The 17,707-nt window shown below is 70.2% G+C and carries 9 protein-coding genes, 1 tRNA gene and 1 rRNA gene; 1 reads left to right on the forward strand and 10 read right to left on the reverse strand.

Annotated features, from left to right (window positions below; translation table 11 throughout):
• Nucleotides 1-51: 51 nt before the first annotated feature.
• The 7 genes from OG956_RS09105 to OG956_RS09135 all read right to left on the reverse strand — a co-directional run bounded on the left by OG956_RS09105 (nucleotide 52) and on the right by OG956_RS09135 (nucleotide 13,351).
• On the reverse strand, nucleotides 52-597 hold the full coding sequence (locus tag OG956_RS09105) for a CinA family protein (protein ID WP_330337447.1): 546 nt from the start codon (nucleotides 595-597) through the stop codon (nucleotides 52-54).
• Nucleotides 594-1,352, reverse strand: coding sequence for a CDP-diacylglycerol--glycerol-3-phosphate 3-phosphatidyltransferase (gene pgsA / locus OG956_RS09110; protein WP_330337448.1), 759 nt, complete (start codon nucleotides 1,350-1,352; stop codon nucleotides 594-596). The genes OG956_RS09105 and pgsA overlap by 4 nt, the downstream gene beginning before the upstream one ends.
• Nucleotides 1,349-2,821, reverse strand: coding sequence for a 30S ribosomal protein S12 methylthiotransferase RimO (gene rimO, locus OG956_RS09115; RefSeq protein ID WP_330337449.1), 1,473 nt, complete (start codon nucleotides 2,819-2,821; stop codon nucleotides 1,349-1,351). The genes pgsA and rimO overlap by 4 nt, the downstream gene beginning before the upstream one ends.
• 86 nt (nucleotides 2,822-2,907) lie before the next feature.
• The gene (locus OG956_RS09120) at nucleotides 2,908-3,750 is read right to left on the reverse strand and encodes a helix-turn-helix domain-containing protein (RefSeq protein WP_330337450.1); all 843 of its coding nucleotides are present in this window, start codon (nucleotides 3,748-3,750) and stop codon (nucleotides 2,908-2,910) included.
• Between the two features lie 278 nt (nucleotides 3,751-4,028).
• On the reverse strand, nucleotides 4,029-6,791 hold the full coding sequence (locus OG956_RS09125; RefSeq protein ID WP_330337451.1) for a DNA translocase FtsK: 2,763 nt from the start codon (nucleotides 6,789-6,791) through the stop codon (nucleotides 4,029-4,031).
• Nucleotides 6,792-6,914: 123 nt separating this feature from the next.
• The gene (locus OG956_RS09130) at nucleotides 6,915-7,595 is read right to left on the reverse strand and encodes a response regulator (RefSeq protein ID WP_330337452.1); all 681 of its coding nucleotides are present in this window, start codon (nucleotides 7,593-7,595) and stop codon (nucleotides 6,915-6,917) included.
• Between the two features lie 299 nt (nucleotides 7,596-7,894).
• Nucleotides 7,895-13,351: a HAMP domain-containing protein gene (locus OG956_RS09135; RefSeq protein WP_330337453.1), complete on the reverse strand. Its 5,457-nt coding sequence runs from the start codon at nucleotides 13,349-13,351 to the stop codon at nucleotides 7,895-7,897.
• Nucleotides 13,352-13,760: 409 nt separating this feature from the next.
• Between OG956_RS09135 and OG956_RS09140 the strand changes: the two genes are divergently transcribed.
• Nucleotides 13,761-16,517: a SpoIIE family protein phosphatase gene (locus OG956_RS09140; protein ID WP_330337454.1), complete on the forward strand. Its 2,757-nt coding sequence runs from the start codon at nucleotides 13,761-13,763 to the stop codon at nucleotides 16,515-16,517.
• A gap of 54 nt (nucleotides 16,518-16,571) precedes the next feature.
• Here OG956_RS09140 and OG956_RS09145 read toward each other — a convergent pair.
• The 3 genes from OG956_RS09145 to rrf all read right to left on the reverse strand — a co-directional run bounded on the left by OG956_RS09145 (nucleotide 16,572) and on the right by rrf (nucleotide 17,624).
• Nucleotides 16,572-16,644 (reverse strand) — tRNA-Thr (locus OG956_RS09145).
• An 84-nt stretch (nucleotides 16,645-16,728) separates the two neighbouring features.
• Nucleotides 16,729-17,391 (reverse strand): DegT/DnrJ/EryC1/StrS family aminotransferase, encoded by a 663-nt coding sequence (locus OG956_RS09150; RefSeq protein WP_330342784.1) that lies wholly within the window; start codon nucleotides 17,389-17,391, stop codon nucleotides 16,729-16,731.
• A gap of 116 nt (nucleotides 17,392-17,507) precedes the next feature.
• A 5S ribosomal RNA gene (gene rrf / locus OG956_RS09155) occupies nucleotides 17,508-17,624 on the reverse strand.
• Nucleotides 17,625-17,707: the final 83 nt, after the last annotated feature.

Here is a 17,707-nt window from a genome sequence, read left to right on the forward strand (position 1 = left end):
GCGCCGCGGCCGTGCGGGGAGCGATGTCGTGTTCACTCAGGGCTGCAAACATCAAAACCCCCCGTTCCGTTCCGTATCCTGTGCCCGCTCATTCCCAGTCTGTTCGCCCGCAAGCTGCTCGAGGAGCAGTGCGAGTACGCTCCGTACACTCTCCATACGAATTTCCGCACGGCTGCCGTTCAACCGCAGGGTCTCCACTTTTCCGCCACCGGCAGAACCGGGACGCGAGGTGAGCGGCCCGTCGACGGCCACGAAGACCGTCCCGACAGGCCTGCCGTCCTGCGGTTCGGGGCCGGCGACTCCGGTGGTCGCGAGGCCCCAGTCGGCGCCCAGAGCCTTCCGTACGCCGGTGGCCATCTGGGCCGCGACCTGCGGATCCACCGCTCCTCGCTGGGCCAGCAGAGTGGCGTCGACGCCCAGCAGCTCATGCTTCAGTTCGGTGGCGTAGGCGGTGACCGAACCCCGGAACACCTTGGACCCTCCGGGAACCGATGTGATCTCCGCGGCCACCAGGCCACCGGTGAGCGACTCGGCGACGGCGAGGGTCTCGCCCCTCACAGTCAGTAGTCGCACCAGTTCGGTGGCCTTCGAACTCACGCTTCCTTCTCCTCCAACGCCGCGGCGCGCTCCGCGATTCCCTGCCTGCGCAGCACAATGGCCTGTCTTACATAGTCGAGACCGGTGGCGACGGTGAGGACGACCGCCACGGCCATCACCCAGAACCTCAGAGTGGCCAGCCAGCCCGTCAGCGCCAGAACGTACATCCCGACCGCCACGCCCTGGGTGAGGGTCTTGAGCTTGCCCCCGCGGCTGGCCGGGATCACGCCGTAGCGGATGACCAGAAAACGCAGCAGGGTGATGCCGAGTTCCCGGCCGAGGATGACGGCCGTCACCCACCACGGCAGATCGCCCAGGGCCGAGAGACAGATCAGCGCCGCTCCCATGATCGCCTTGTCGGCGATGGGGTCGGCGATCTTCCCGAAGTCGGTGACCAGGTTGTAGGTGCGCGCCAGATGTCCGTCGAACAGGTCAGTGATCATGGCGATGGCGAAGGCGGCCCAGGCCAGCGAGCGCCAGGCCGGGTCGTAGCCGCCGTTCGCCAGCATCAGCGCCACGAAGCCGGGCACCAGGAGCAGCCGGAGCATGGTCAGCAGATTGGCGACGTTCCAGACGCTCGCCTGGTTGACGGCCGCGGCCGCGATCTTCCCGCCGCGCGCGGGCTTGCCGCCGCTGCCGGGACCCGGGGCGGAGCCGGAGGCCTCGGACCGTGTGCCGTCGGCGGGGGCGGCGGGCCCCCGGGCGCCGTGCGCGCCGGAGGAGCCGCCCGCGGCGGATGCCGGGATTCCGGTCATCTGCCCGCCTCCTCACTACACGCGAGCGAGCCGGTCAGCGGCTCGGCCACCAGGTCGACACCTTCCGTACCGACCACCTTCGCCTCGACCATACGTCCGACGCTCAGGCCCTCGCCGTTCGTGAGCAGAACCTGTCCGTCGGTCTCGGGCGCCTGGTGCGCGGCACGGCCGTACACGCCCTCTTCCTCGTCGACGGACTCGACCAGCACGCGCACCGTTTCCCCGACGCGGTCCTCGGCGCGCTGCGAGACGAGTTCCTCGGCGAGCCGGGAGATGTGGGCCAGGCGCTCGGCGACGACGTCCTCGTCCAGCTTGTTGTCGTACGTCGCCGCCTCCGTGCCCTCCTCGTCGGAGTAGCCGAAGACACCGATGGCGTCCAGGCGGGCGCCGTTCAGGAAGCGCTCCAGCTCGGCCAGGTCCGCCTCGCTCTCGCCGGGGAAGCCGACGATGAAGTTGGACCGCACGCCGGCCTCGGGGGCCTTGGAGCGGATGGTGTCGAGCAGTTCCAGGAAGCGGTCGGTGTCGCCGAAGCGGCGCATGGCGCGCAGCACGTCGGGCGCGGAGTGCTGGAAGGACAGGTCGAAGTACGGCGCGACCTTGGGGGTCGAGGTCAGTACGTCGATCAGGCCCGGGCGCATCTCGGCCGGCTGCAGATAGCTGACCCGGACCCGCTCGATGCCGTCGACCTCGGCCAGCTCCGGCAGCAGGGACTCCAGCAGGCGGATGTCGCCCAGGTCCTTGCCGTAGGAGGTGTTGTTCTCGGAGACCAGCATGATCTCCTTCACGCCCTGCTCGGCCAGCCAGCGCGTCTCGTTCAGCACGTCGCTGGGGCGGCGGGAGATGAAGGAGCCCCGGAAGGACGGGATGGCGCAGAAGGAGCAGCGCCGGTCGCAGCCGGAGGCCAGCTTCACCGAGGCGACCGGGGAGCCGTCCAGGCGCCGGCGCAGCGGCGCGCGGGGCCCCGAGGCGGGCGCGACGCCCTCCGGCAGGTCGGCCGGGCCGTGCCCCGGAAGGGCGACCGCCGCGGCCGACTCCTGGCGCTCGGCGGGGCTGATCGGGAGCAGCTTGCGGCGGTCGCGCGGGGTGTGGGAGGCGTGGATGCCGCCGGACAGGATGGTCTGCAGACGGTCGGAGATGTCCGCGTAGTCGTCGAAGCCGAGCACGCCGTCCGCCTCGGGCAGCGCCTGGGCCAGCTCCTTGCCGTACCGCTCGGCCATGCAGCCCACCGCCACGACGGCCTGGGTTCTGCCGTGGCTCTTGAGGTCGTTGGCCTCGAGGAGGGCGTCGACGGAGTCCTTCTTCGCGGCTTCGACGAAGCCGCACGTGTTGACGACGGCGACGTCGGCGTCCGCGGCGTCCTCGACGAGCTGCCAGCCGTCCGCCTCCAAACGGCCTGCGAGCTCCTCCGAGTCCACCTCGTTGCGGGCGCAGCCAAGAGTGACGAGTGCGACGGTACGGCGTTCAGGCATGGGCTCAAGACTACTTCGTCTCACTGACAGCCCACGTCGACGGGGTTGGCCGACCCCGTCACACTCGCTCCGCCCCGAAGTACCGCTCAGCCCGCCACCGGGTCGCCCTTGGTGTAGGTGAGGCGCTCGACCTGGCCCGGCTGGAACTTGTCGTCGATCTTCTTGCCGTTGACGTACAGCTCGATCGCCCCGGCGTCGCCCAGGATCAGGTTGATCTTGGAGCTGTCCTGGAAGGTCTTGGAGTCGCCCTTGTTCAGCAGCCCGTCGAAGAGCATCCGGCCGTTGTGGTCCTTGGCGGAGATCCAGCTGCGTCCGTTCGGCGCGCTGACCTGGACGGTCACCTTGTCCTGGGGCGCGGCGGCGATGGCGCTGTCGGAGGGTGCGGGGCTCGGGGTGGCGGGCTTGGACTTCCTCGGCCGCGGCGAGGGCGACTTGCTCGCGGCGGACGTGCCGCCCTGGGCGACCTGCGACTTGGCATCACTGCCGGAGCCGCCGCCCTTGACGGCGGTGAAGCCGACGAAGCCGATCACCACGACGATCGCGGCGACCATGGCGGCGGTCCAGTTCGGCCCCCGCCGCTCCGGCCGGATCCGCTCGGCCTCGAACAGGGGCGCCGCCGGCGTGGGCGCGGGCCGGCCGCCGTGCTCGGCGTCGTACTGGGCGATCAGCGGTGCGGGATCGAGGTGGACGGCCTTGGCCAGCGTGCGGATGTGCCCGCGGGCGTACACATCGCCGCCGCACGGGGCGAAGTCGTCCGCCTCGATGGCGTGGATGACGGCGATACGGACACGAGTGGCGCTGCTGACATCGTCCACGGTGAGCCCGGCCGCGATCCGCGCCTGCTGCAGGGCACGGCCCACGGAGACGCGGGCTTCCTGGGACTCGTCTGGGAACGGACGCTCGTCTTCAGGGGAGTTGCCGATGGACACGGGGGCGCCTTTCGAGCGTGTAGCCACCTGTGCTGGAAGCTCAGTCTAGGGGGGGTACGAAAGGGTGGGGCAACCGGGCGGGTGGGACTTTGCAGACCATAGGAACGGCCGGACATTCCTATGATTGGACAGGCAGGTACCCCATGGTGGGACCCCCAACTGTCCTTTCGCTCAACTGGACGTACGACGCAGGGAAACGGTTGCTCACCGATCCCTAACGGGTGGATCACGACGGTCTGCCACCCGGCGTCCCGGCGTCCGCCGGGCGGCCGTCCGCCCTACCCCTCAGACTCCCCGCGAATCATGGCGAGCACGCCGTCCAGCTCGTCAGGCTTCACAAGAACGTCACGAGCCTTGGATCCCTCGCTGGGCCCGACGATGTTGCGGGACTCCATGAGGTCCATGAGCCGCCCGGCCTTGGCGAAGCCGACGCGCAGCTTGCGCTGGAGCATCGAGGTCGACCCGAACTGGGTGGAGACGACCAGCTCGGCCGCCTGGCACAGCAGGTCGAGGTCGTCGCCGATGTCCTCGTCGATCTCCTTCTTCTGCTTGCTGCCGACCGTGACGTCGTCCCGGAACACCGGCGCCATCTGCTCCTTGCAGTGCCGGACGACGGCGGCGATCTCGGCCTCGGTGACGAACGCGCCCTGCATACGGGTCGGCTTGTTCGCGCCCATCGGCAGGAACAGGCCGTCGCCCTTGCCGATCAGCTTCTCGGCGCCGGGCTGGTCGAGGATGACCCGGGAGTCGGCGAGCGAGGAGGTGGCGAAGGCCAGCCGGGAGGGCACGTTGGCCTTGATCAGACCGGTGACCACGTCCACCGACGGACGCTGGGTGGCGAGCACCAGGTGGATGCCGGCCGCGCGCGCGAGCTGGGTGATGCGCACGATCGCGTCCTCCACGTCGCGCGGGGCGACCATCATCAGGTCGGCCAGCTCGTCCACGATCACCAGCAGATACGGGTACGGCTGCAGTTCCCGCTCGCTGCCCTCGGGCGGCTTGACCTTGCCCTCGCGGACGGCCTGGTTGAAGTCGTCGATGTGCCGGAAGCCGTAGGCCGCGAGGTCGTCGTAGCGCAGGTCCATCTCGCGTACGACCCACTGCAGGGCCTCGGCCGCCCGCTTGGGGTTGGTGATGATCGGCGTGATCAGGTGCGGGATGCCCTCGTAGGCGGTCAGCTCGACGCGCTTGGGGTCGACCAGGATCATCCGGACGTCCTCAGGGGTCGCCCGCATCATGACCGAGGTGATCAGGCAGTTGATGCAGGACGACTTGCCGGAGCCGGTGGCGCCGGCGACCAGCATGTGCGGCATCTTCGCCAGCGAGTGCATCACGTACCCGCCCTCGACGTCCTTGCCGAAGGCGACCAGCATCGGGTCGTCGTCCTCGGCGGACTCCGCGAGGCGCAGCACGTCGCCGAGGTTGACCATCTCCCGGTCGGTGTTCGGGATCTCGATGCCGACCGCGGACTTGCCGGGGATGGGGCTGATGATCCGCACGTCCGGGCTGGCGACGGCGTACGCGATGTTCTTGGTCAGCGCGGTGATCCGCTCGACCTTCACGGCGGGGCCGAGTTCCACCTCGTAGCGGGTGACCGTCGGGCCGCGGGTGAAGCCGGTGACGCGCGCGTCGACCTTGAACTCGGTGAAGACCTGGGTGAGCGAGGCGACGACCGCGTCGTTCGCGGCGCTGCGCGCCTTGCCGGGGCCGCCGCGGGTGAGCAGGTCCAGCGACGGCAGCGCGTAGGTGATGTCCCCGGAGAGCTGGAGCTGCTCCGCGCGCGCGGGCAGGTCGCGTGGCTGCTCGGGGGCCTTCTTGGTCAGGTCGGGGACGGTGCCGGCCGGGAGCTTCTCCTGCTTGGGGCGCGCGGCCGGGACCGGCGAGGGCTCGGGTGCCGGTTCGGCCGCGGGGGCCGGCTCCGGCGCGGGGACCGGTACCGGGGTCGTCTCCTCGCGGTCGCCGACGCTGACGCCCTGGGTGAGGTCGGCGACCAGCGGGGACGGCGGCATGCCGTGCAGCACCGCTCCGTCGAGCGCCGCCGCCGCGGCCGCCGCGACGTCCACGGCGTCCATCCGGCGCTGCGGATCGGGCTGGGGCACCGCGGAGCGCCTGGGGCGGCCGCGGCGCTGCGAGAGGGCCTCCTCCTCGGCGCCGTCGGGGTCGTACGCCCTGGGGGCGGAGGAGCGCTTGCGCGGGCGCGCGGGCAGCGCCTCGCGCCACTGGTCGTCGTAGCGCTCGTCGTCCTCGGTGTACTCGTACGTCTCGTGGTCGTGCAGCACGCCCAGGCGTACGCCGAGGGTGCGCAGCCGCTGCGGGATGGCGTTGACCGGGGTGGCGGTCACCACGAGCAGCCCGAAGATCGTCAGCAGCACCAGCAGGGGTACGGCGAGGACGTCGGTCATCGTGTACGTCAGCGGAGTGGCCGCCGCCCAGCCGATGAGGCCGCCGGCGTCCCTTATGGCCTGCATGCCGTCGCTGCGGGCGGGCGAGCCGCAGGCGATGTGGACCTGCCCGAGCACGCCGATGACGAGCGCGGACAGGCCGATCACGATCCGCCCGTTGGCCTCCGGCCGCTCCGGGTGCCGGATGAGCCGTACGGCGATCACCCCGAGCAGAATCGGCACCAGCAGGTCGAGCCGACCGAAGGCGCCGGTGACCAGGATCTCCACGAGGTCGCCGACCGGGCCCTTCAGGTCCGCCCAGGTGCCGGCGGCGACGATCAGTGCGATGCCGAACAGCAGCAGCGCGATGCCGTCCTTGCGATGGGCGGGGTCGAGGTTCTTCGCGCCCTGCCCTATGCCGCGGAAGACGGCGCCGACGGCGTGCGCCAGGCCCAGCCAGAGGGCGCGCACGAGCCGGTACACGCCCCCGGTGGGGCTGGGCACCGGCTTCGGCGGCGCGGCCTTCTTCGCCGGGGCCTTCTTGGCGGGCGCCTTCTTGGCCGGGGCCTTTTTCGCTGCGGCCTTCCTCGCCGGAGCCTTCGAGGGAGCGGCCGCCTTCCTGGCGGGCTGCTTCTTGGCTGCGGAGGGACGTGAGGCCATGGGTGTGAGGTTACCGGGGGAGACGACAGCGGACACGTGTGCCCACAGCTTCACCCGTTCGTGTCGCCCTTGCGCAGGACCGGAACTGACGCACGCTCACGGGCACCGCCGACCGGACGTACGTCAGTTCTGCGCCGGCATCGACGAGCCGCCGGTGCCTGCGCCCGGCTCCAGGGCGTCCAGGGCGCGCCGCAGCCCGGTGAGTTTGCGCTCCAGATGGGCCGCCGTGGCCACCGCCGCCGCGTCCGCCGAGTCGTCGTCCAACTGCTTGGACAGCGCCTCGGCCTGCTCCTCGACGGCCGCGAGCCGCGCGGACAGCTCGGCCAGCAGCCCCGCGGACTCCTTGCCGCCGACCGCGCCCTTGCCGCCGCCCTCCAACTGCAGCCGCAGCAGCGCCGCCTGCTCGCGCAGTTGGCAGTTCTTCATGTACAGCTCGACGAACACCGAGACCTTCGCGCGCAGCACCCACGGGTCGAACGGCTTGGAGATGTAGTCCACCGCGCCCGCCGCATAGCCCCGGAAGGTGTGGTGCGGGCCGTGGTTGATCGCCGTGAGGAAGATGATCGGGATGTCCCGGGTCCGCTCCCGCCGCTTGATGTGCGCCGCCGTCTCGAAACCGTCCATGCCCGGCATCTGGACGTCCAGCAGAATGACCGCGAAATCGTCCGTGAGCAGTGCCTTGAGCGCTTCCTCCCCGGACGATGCCCGCACCAGCGTCTGATCGAGCGCAGAGAGGATCGCCTCCAGCGCCAGCAGATTCTCCGGCCGGTCATCGACCAGGAGGATCTTGGCCTTCTGCACCATGGCCCGCCCTCCTCGCCCCGGCGGTACACCGGGCGCCGCCCCAGGGGACGACTCCCTTTCGCCGCCCGTCCTTGTGCCGGTCATCGTAGCCGCACCCCGCCTGTCGACACACCCTGTCACCGCGATGTCACTGTGCACATAGGGGAAACGCGGCGGGACCCGGGTCGGTTCCCGGAATCCCGCATTCCCCTGCGTCCGCAGGCCACCTTAAGTCGTACCGGCGCCCTCGGCTCAAGTGGGCAACTCCCGACCCACGCCAAGGGTTCCCCCGGCGTTCACGTCCCGGTGCGCCGATCTCGTCACTTCTCCCCCATCCACTGCTGCATCACCGCCAGCAGATGGTCCGGGTCGACCGGCTTGGTGACGTAGTCGGAGGCGCCCGACTCGATCGCCTTCTCCCGGTCGCCCTTCATCGCCTTCGCGGTCAGCGCGATGATCGGCAGCCCGGCGAACTGCGGCATCCTGCGGATCGCCGTGGTCGTCGCGTACCCGTCCATCTCCGGCATCATGATGTCCATCAGCACGACCGCCACGTCGTCGTGCTGCTCCAGCACCTCGATGCCCTCACGGCCGTTCTCGGCGTACAGCACCGACAGGCCGTGCTGCTCCAGGACGCTGGTCAGCGCGAACACGTTGCGGATGTCGTCGTCGACGATCAGCACCTTCTCGCCGGCGAACCGCACCCCGTGCGCGGACTGCGGCGTGCTCTCCTGCTCGGGCGCCGACCAGTGCTCGGCCCGCTGCTCGCCCTGCGGCAGGCCCCGGCGCCGGCGCCGGAAGAGGGCCGCGGGTCCGTTCTGCGTCTCCCGGTACGACTTCACCTCGGCCGGCGTCTCGATCTCCACGGCGGACAGCTCCGAGGACTGCTCCGTCGTCGAGGCGACCAGCTCGCCGGCCCCCAGCGGCGGCACGGACTGCTGGTAGCCCTGCGGCGGCAGCTCGCTCGGGTGCAGCGGCAGGTACAGCGTGAACGTCGAGCCGCGGCCCGGCTCGCTCTGCGCGTGGATCTCGCCGCCGAGCAGCTGGGCGATCTCCCGGGAGATGGACAGGCCGAGGCCGGTGCCGCCGTACTTGCGGCTGGTCGTGCCGTCCGCCTGCTTGAACGCCTCGAAGATCACCCGCATCTTGCTGGCCGCGATGCCGATGCCGGTGTCGGTCACCGAGAACGCGATCAGCGGCGCGTCCGGATCGGTCAGCGACCCCGCCTCCAGCAACTGCTCCCGGATGCCCGCCGGCACGTCCGCGCCGGCCGGCCTGATCACCAGCTCCACCGACCCGGAGTCGGTGAACTTCACCGCGTTCGACAGCAGGTTGCGCAGCACCTGCAGCAGCCGCTGCTCGTCGGTGTGCAGGGTGGCGGGCAGCTCCGGGGAGACCCGTACGGACAGGTCCAGGCCCTTCTCCGCGGTCAGCGGCCGGAAGGTGGCCTCCACGTAGTCCACAAGCTGGACGAGCGCGATACGCGTCGGCGAGACGTCCATCTTGCCCGCCTCGACCTTCGACAGGTCGAGGATGTCGTTGATCAGCTGCAGCAGGTCGGAGCCGGCGCCGTGGATGGTCTCGGCGAACTCCACCTGCTTCGGCGAGAGGTTGCCCTCGGCGTTGTCGGCGAGCAACTTGGCCAGAATCAGCAGCGAGTTGAGCGGCGTACGCAGCTCGTGCGACATGTTGGCGAGGAACTCGCTCTTGTAGCGCATCGACACCGCGAGCTGCTCGGCGCGCTCCTCCAGGACCTGCCGGGCCTCCTCGATCTCGGTGTTCTTCACCTCGATGTCGCGGTTCTGCCGGGCCAGCAGCTCGGCCTTCTCCTCCAGTTCGGCGTTGGAGGCCTGCAGCGCCTTCTGACGGTTCTCCAGCTCCTCCGAGCGCTCCCTGAGTTGCTCGGTCAGCTCCTGCGACTGCTTCAGCAGCTGCTCGGTCTTGGTGTTGACCGAGATCGTGTTGACGCTGGTCGCGATCATCTCGGCGATCTGGTTGAGGAAGTCCTTCTGGATCTGCGTGAACGGCGTGAAGGAGGCCAGCTCGATCACGCCGAGCACGTTGCCCTCGAACAGCACCGGCAGCACGATCACCTGCGCCGGCGGGGCCTCGCCGAGGCCGGAGGAGATCTTCAGATAGCCGCTGGGCGCCTTGTCCACCAGGATCGTGCGCTTCTCCTGGGCGGCCGTGCCGATCAGCCCCTCACCGGGCCGGAACGACGTCGGCATGGAGCCCATCGAGTAGCCGTACGAGCCGAGCATCCGCAGCTCGTAGTTGTCCTCGCCGTCACCGACGTCCTTGCCCTCCATGAGCGGCATCGCCAGGAAGAACGCGCCGTGCTGCGCGGACACCACCGGCGTCAGCTCGCTCATGATCAGCGAGGCCACGTCCTCCAGGTCCCGGCGGCCCTGCATGAGGCCGGAGATGCGGGCCAGGTTGCCCTTGAGCCAGTCCTGCTCCTTGTTGGCGATCGTGGTGTCGCGCAGGTTGGCGATCATCTTGTTGATGTAGTCCTGCAGTTCCTGGATCTCGCCGGACGCGTCGACGTCGATCTTCAGGTTCAGGTCGCCGCGGGTCACCGCGGTCGCCACGCGCGCGATGGCACGCACCTGCCGGGTCAGGTTCCCGGCCATCTCGTTCACGGACTCGGTCAGGTCCCGCCAGGTGCCGTCGACGTCACGCACGCGTGCCTGGCCGCCGAGCTGTCCCTCGGTGCCCACCTCGCGGGCCACGCGCGTGACCTCCTCGGCGAAGCTGGACAGCTGGTCGACCATCGTGTTGATCGTCGTCTTCAGCTCGAGGATCTCGCCGCGGGCGTCGATGTCGATCTTCTTCGTCAGGTCGCCCTTGGCGATCGCCGTGGTCACCATGGCGATGTTGCGCACCTGACCGGTCAGGTTGGACGCCATCTGGTTCACGGACTCGGTCAGGTCCTTCCAGGTCCCGGCCACGCCCGGCACGTGCGCCTGGCCGCCCAGGATGCCGTCCGTGCCCACCTCACGGGCCACCTTGGTGACCTGGTCGGCGAACGAACTCAGCGTCTTGACCATGATGTTGATGGTGTCGGCGAGCTGCGCCACCTCACCGCGCGCCTCGATCGTCACCTGCCGCGTCAGGTCGCCGTTGGCGACGGCCGAGGCGACCTGCGAGATGTTCCGCACCTGCATGGTCAGGTTGTTGGCCATCAGGTTGACGTTGTTGCTCAGGTCCTTCCAGATGCCGGTGACGCCCGGCACGTGCGCCTGGCCGCCCAGGATGCCCTCGGTGCCCACCTCACGGGCCACCCGGGTCACCTGCTCGGCGAAGCTGGACAGCTGATCGACCATGGTGTTGACCGTCGTGACGAGCTCGAGGATCTCGCCCTTCGCGTCAACAGTGATCTTCTTCGACAGGTCGCCCTTGGCGACCGCGGTCGTGACCTCGGCGATGTTGCGCACCTGGATGGTCAGGTTGTTCGCCATGAAGTTCACGGACTGCGTGAGGTCCTTCCAGGTGCCGGAGACACCCTGCACCTCGGCCTGACCGCCGAGGATGCCCTCCGTACCCACCTCACGGGCCACACGCGTGACCTCCTGGGCGAACGACGACAGCTGGTCCACCATCGTGTTCAGGGTGTTCTTCAGCTCCAGGATCTCCCCGCGCGCGTCCACGGTGATCTTCTGCGAGAGGTCACCGCGGGCCACGGCGGTGGCCACCTGCGCGATGTTGCGCACCTGGGCCGTCAGGTTCCCGGCCATGCCGTTCACGGAGTCGGTCAGGTCCCGCCACACACCGGCGACGCCGGGCACCTGCGCCTGCCCGCCGAGGCGGCCCTCGGTACCCACGTCACGGGCGACCCGGGTCACCTGGTCGGCGAAGGCGGACAGCTGGTCGACCATCGTGTTGATCGTGTTCTTCAGCTCGAGGATCTCGCCGCGCGCGTCGACGTCGATCTTCTGCGACAGGTCGCCGCGCGCCACCGCCGTCGTCACCTGGGCGATCTGCCGCACCTGCGACGTCAGGTTCCCGGCCATGAAGTTGACGGAGTCCGTCAGCTCCTTCCAGGTGCCCGACACGCCGTCCACCCGGGCCTGACCGCCGAGGCGGCCCTCCGTACCCACGTCCCGGGCCATCCGCGTGACCTGGTCGGCGAAGCTCGACAGCTGGTCCACCATCGTGTTGACGGTGTTCTTCAGCTGCAGCATCTCGCCGGAGACGTCGACCGTGACCTTCTGCGACAGATCACCGTTCGCCACCGCCGTCGTCACCTGGGCGATGTTGCGCACCTGGCCGGTGAGGTTGCGGAACGCGGTGTTGACGGAGTCCGTCAGGTCCTTCCAGGCGCCGGCCGCGCCCGGCACCTGCGCCTGGCCGCCCAGCTCGCCCTCGACGCCGATCTCCCGCGCGACCCGCGTCACCTCGGCGCCGAACGCCGACAGCTGGTCCACCATCCCGTTGACGGTGTTCTTCAGCTCCAGCATCTCGCCGGCCACGTCGACCGTGACCTTCTGCGACAGATCACCGTTGGCCACGGCCGTCGTCACGGTGGCGATGTCGCGGACCTGCGTGGTCAGGTTCCGGAAGACCGTGTTGACGGAGTCCGTCAGGTCCTTCCAGGTGCCGGCGGCCCCCGGCACGTTCGCCTGACCGCCCAGCCGGCCCTCCGCGCCGACCTCGTTCGCCACGCGCGTGACCTCGTCCGCGAAGATCCGCAGCGTCTCGGTCATCTGGTTGATCGTCTCGGCGAGCTGCGCCACCTCGCCGCGCGCCGGAACCGTCACCTTCTGCGACAGATCGCCGTTGGCGACCGCGGTCGTGACCTGCGAGATGCCGCGCACCTGGGCCGTCAGGTTGCCGGCCATCGTGTTGACGGAGTCGGTCAGCTCCTTCCACACACCGGCCACGCCCGGCACCTGCGCCTGACCGCCCAGGATGCCCTCGGTGCCCACCTCGCGGGCCACCCGGGTCACCTCGACGGAGAACGACGACAGCTGCTCCACCATCGTGTTGACGGTGTTCTTCAGCTCCAGCATCTCGCCGGCGACCTGCACGGTGACCTTGCGCGACAGATCGCCCCGGGCCACCGCCGTCGTCACCAGCGCGATGTCGCGCACCTGCGCGGTGAGCTGCCGCGCCATGGTGTTGACGGACTCGGTCAGGTCCTTCCACGAACCGGACATACCGCGCACCCGGGCCTGACCGCCGAGCTTGCCCTCGGTGCCGACCTCGCTGGCCACGCGCGTGACCTCGTCCGTGAACGTCGACAGCTGGTCGACCAGGTTGTTGACGGTACGGCCGACCTTCAGGAACTCGCCCCGCAACGGGTGCCCGGTCCCGCCGTCCGGGGCCTGCGTCCGCAGCTCCATCCGGGGCGACAGATCGCCCTCGGCGACCGCCGTGAGCACCCGGCCGACCTCGGACACCGGCCACACCAGATCGTCGACCAGGGCGTTGGAGGCGTCGATCGCCGCCGCCCAGGAGCCCTCGCAGGCCCCCGTCTCCAGCCGCTCCGTGAGCTTGCCCTCACGACCCACCATCCGCCGTACCCGGGACAGCTCGCCGGTGAGGTGCAGGTTCCGGTCGGCCACCTCGTTGAAGACGGCCGCGATCTCCGACATCACACCGTCACCGGAGACGGTGAGCCGCTTGCGGAAGTTCCCGTCGCGCATCGAGACGAGCGCCGCCAGCAGCCGGTTCAGGGCAGCCGTGTCCACGGTGGTGGTGTCGCCGCGCCTGCCCAGGGACGGTCCGCCTTTCGCGCGCGTCTTCGTGCCACGCGTCGCCGCGCCAGACTCCACTGTGTCCCTCCCGGAGGGGTAGACCGTTACTGCTGTGCTCGGCCGCTTCGGCCCGGCGTGCCGCTGTTCGGCATACCGGCTACTTCCGCGTACCGGTTACTGCTGCGTATTTCTGCCAGACGAGATCCGGCCACACCAGGGGCTGCTGCCCGTCGTGCACGGAACGCACGCAGGCCGGCCCGGACCTTCATCAGAAGCCTGCCCAGTGTTTCACCCTCGCTCAACCAGGCCATAACAGTTCGGCAGCTTCGCACACCGTCCGCACACCTGGGGGGTAAACACCGGCGACCGGCATCCGCTCGGACGGCGAAGGTAAGTAACCTTGCATGCGGCTGTCCAGCCGCACCGGTCCGACCGGCCTGGGCGGTGGCACCAGTACGAGCGGGTATCGGAGGGGCGGCCGCAGACCATGACCACCGGAGTGATCCCTGGGGGACAGTCCCCGGAGCCACAGGGGACGGGTGAGCTGATGCCGCAGCAGCGGCGGGAGCCGCCCGGCCACGCCCTGTCCGTCGACAACCGGCCGAGGAGTTCTGTGATCACCGCGCGCGCGGCCGCCACCTTCGAGCCCGTCGGGCGGTCGGTGGCGACCGCCCGGTCCTTCGTCCGCGACACCCTCCAGGGGTGGGGTTTCGCCGACATCGTCGATGACGCCGTGGTCCTCACCAGCGAACTGGTGACCAACGCGGTCGTTCACGCGGGCACGCACGCGGAGGTGCTCTGCCTGCGCACCGAGGACGGTGTGCGCATCGAGGTCTCCGACCGCTACCCCGAGCGCGAGGTGCCCCTCCAGCACAGCGCCGTCTCGATGGGCAGCCCCGACCGCGAGGGCGGCCGCGGCCTGCAGCTGTGCGCGGCCCTCGCCACCCGCTGGGGCGTCGACTACACGCCCACCCACAAGAACGTCTGGTTCCAGCTCAACCTCCCCGAACGCCCGGTCGGCACCCGCACCGCCGGCCCCTCCCTCCCCGCCGACCTGCTCCCGCTGGCCGACGGCCGGGTCCGCGTCGCCGTCCTCCAGGTCGACCGCAAGGGCACCATCACGTCCTGGAACGAGGACGCCGAAGAACTGTTCGGCTATCCGGCCGCCGAGGTCACCGGCAGGCCCCTCACCGAACTGGCGGCCTGGCCGCACACCCCCGGCACCGGCACCGGCGTCGCCGAGGCCCTCCAGCTCTCCCGCTGGGAGGGCAGCTACGGCATCCGCGGCGCCGACGGCCGGGTCGTCCAGGTGTACGCCTCGCACCTCAGGGTCCGCGACACCGGCGGCGAGCCGTCCACCGTCTGCCTCCTGGTCCGCGACCACGAGCGCGCCGTCCTGCAGACGCCGTCGCGCGTCCCGGCCAGCGACCAGGCCCAGTCCTCCGACGGCCAGAGCACCGACCCCTTCGAGGTCTTCATCGGCTCCCCCGCCCCGGACGACCTCGACGGCCTCCTGCAGCGCACCGTGGAGCGCGCCCGCGACATGCTGGACGGCGACTCCGCGTTCCTGCTGCTGGCAACCGACGACGAGACCGAGCTGGAGGTGCGCGCCTCCACCGGCCTGCCCTCCGCCCGCCAGCGCTTCGCACGCGTGCCCGTCGAGGCCGGTCCGGGGCGCTACGGCTCCGCGCGCATGCCGGCCGTCCACGACGACCTCACGTCCGTTCCCGGGGCCGTACCGCTGCTGGCCGGCACCGGCATGCGCTCGGTCGTCACCGTCCCGCTGAAGGTCGAGGGCCGCCTCACCGGCTCCCTCGGCGTCGCGGCCGAGGCGCCGGGCCGGTACACGAACGAGGAGGCGCTGCGCCTGCAGTTCGCCGCCGACCGCATCGCCCTGGCCGTCGAGTCGGCCCGCCTGGGCGAGCTGGAGCGGCTGCGCCGCGGCTCCCTGAGCTTCCTGGTCGAGGCCTCCGACCTGCTGGCCGGCACCCTGGACCGCGACCAGACGCTGGCCCTGATGGCCCAGATGACCGTCCCCACACTGGCCACCTGGTGCGCCGTCTACACGATCGCCGACCAGGCCTCCGAGCCGTACCTGTCGTACGTCCTGCACGAGGACGAGGAACTCATCGACGGCATCAAGTCGTTGCTCTCCAAGGTGCCCCCGCCGGATCCGGTGCCGACCCCCGGCGCGCGCGTCTGGACGGCGCCCGGCGAGGTCGCCCACCGGGCGGCCCTGCGCAGCTCCATGCGCAGCCTGGGGCTGTCCGGCGGGCCCACGCGGCAGGTCTCCTCGGGTATCGGCCCGACCCTCGCCACGGCCTCCGCGGTCGGCGGGGAGACGGTCGTCCTGCCGCTCGTGGCCCGCAACCGCGTCATCGGCATGCTGACCCTCGGCAAGCCCACGGACGAACACTTCCGCCAGGAGATCCTGGAACTGGCCGAGGACCTGTCCCGCCGGGCCGCGCTCGCCCTGGACAACGCCCGGCTGTACTCGGAGCGCACGGCCATCAGCCAGTCCCTCCAGCGCAGCCTGCTTCCGCCGGGCCTGCCGCAGATCGACGGCGTCGAGGTGGAGGTCATCTACCGCGCGGCCGGCGAGGGCAACGAGGTCGGCGGCGACTTCTACGACCTGTTCCCGATCGGGGACGGCGCGTACGGCTTCGCCATCGGCGACGTCTGCGGCACGGGCCCGAACGCGGCGGCGGTCACCGGCCTCGCCCGGCACGCGCTGCGCCTGCTGGCCCGTGAGGGCCTGAGCGGACCGGCGGTCCTGGAGCGCCTGAACTCCGCGATCCTCGACGAGGGCGACCGCAGCCGCTTCCTGACCCTCCTCTACGGCGAGCTGCGCCCGCAGGAGGACGGCAGCGCCGAGCTGAAGGTGGTGTGCGCCGGCCATCCGCTCCCGCTGCGCCTGCGCCAGGACGGCACGGTGACGGCGGCCGCCGAACCGCAGCCGCTGCTGGGCGTGATCGAGGACCTGGAGCTGTACGAGGAGACCGTCACCCTCGATCCCGGTGACGTCCTGCTGTGCGTCACGGACGGCGTCACCGAGCGCCGCGAGGGCACGCGCATGCTGGGCGACGACGGTCTCGCCGACGTCCTCACGACCTGCACGGGCCTGACGGCGGGCGCGGTCGCTGCACGCATCATGCGCGCGGTGGAACGCTTCGCGTCGGACGCCCCGTCGGACGACATGGCGATCCTGGCCATGCGCGTCCCGGAAGTCCACACGGAGGCGTGAGGCCGCTGCGGGCACGAAAAAGGCCCCACCCTTTCGGGTGAGGCCTTTTTTCGGAGCCCCCAAACGGAATCGAACCGTTGACCTTCTCCTTACCATGGAGACGCTCTGCCGACTGAGCTATAGGGGCTTGTCGTTTTCGAGGTTTCCCTCGCGGCGACGAAGGAACTGTACCCCGAGCCGGGCCCAGTTCCCAAATTCGTTCGGACCCCGTTCAGAAGGCGGGCTGCAGCAGCCCGCCGAGCGCGTTGCACGCGGACACGATCCGCTGCATCTCGCGCTTGGTGAGCGAGGCGTCCACGGGCAGCGCCAGGGTCTCGTCGGCGGCCTGTTCGGTCTCCGGCAGGGACACGCACCGACGGAATTCCGGCAGCCGGTGCACGGGCGTCTTGACCGGAACGCGGCACTGGACTCCCTTGGCCCGCAAGGCCAGTGCGAAGGCGTCGCGGTCCGGCCGGCCGTTCCCCGGAACCCGCACGACGTACTGCTGGTAGGTGTGCCCATCGCCGCCGTCCGGTGTGCGCACGCCCCTGAGCTTGGCGTCGAGGTAGGCGGCGCGCTCCCGGCGCTGGGCTATCTCGTCGTACGGCGCCTCGGACTCGCCCTGTTCCAGCACGAGCACGCCGTGCCGCTGCCCAAGCGCGTGCAACCGCGGTACGTCGGCGCGCCGTCCGAAGCGGTGCACCACAACGACCGCGGCGGTACGCGGAGTTATCGCTGCCTCGACGGCGCCGGGGTCGAGGCAGTAGGTCACGGGATCTATGTCGGCGAACACCGGGAGTGCACCGGCCAGGGTCACGGCCTCGGCGACCTCGGTGTTCCCGAAGGCAGGTACGACGACCTCGTCACCGACTCCGACGCCGGCGGCCCTGAGCATTGCAGCAGTTCCCATGTGCTGGATGCTGGGGGCGCAACATGAACGACACGTTAAGCAAACGGTAAAAAGGCCGGACCCCGAACCGAAGTTCAGGATCCGACCTTTTTGGAAGAATTGTTCGGCGGCGTCCTACTCTCCCACAGGGTCCCCCCTGCAGTACCATCGGCGCTGTAAGGCTTAGCTTCCGGGTTCGGAATGTAACCGGGCGTTTCCCTCACGCTATGACCACCGAAACACTATGAAACTGTGAACGCCGCACCACCCTCACCGGGCGGGGCTGTTCGTGGTTTCAGAACCAACACAGTGGACGCGAGCA

Source organism: Streptomyces sp. NBC_00557, assembly GCF_036345995.1.
Taxonomy (GTDB): Bacteria; Actinomycetota; Actinomycetes; order Streptomycetales; family Streptomycetaceae; genus Streptomyces.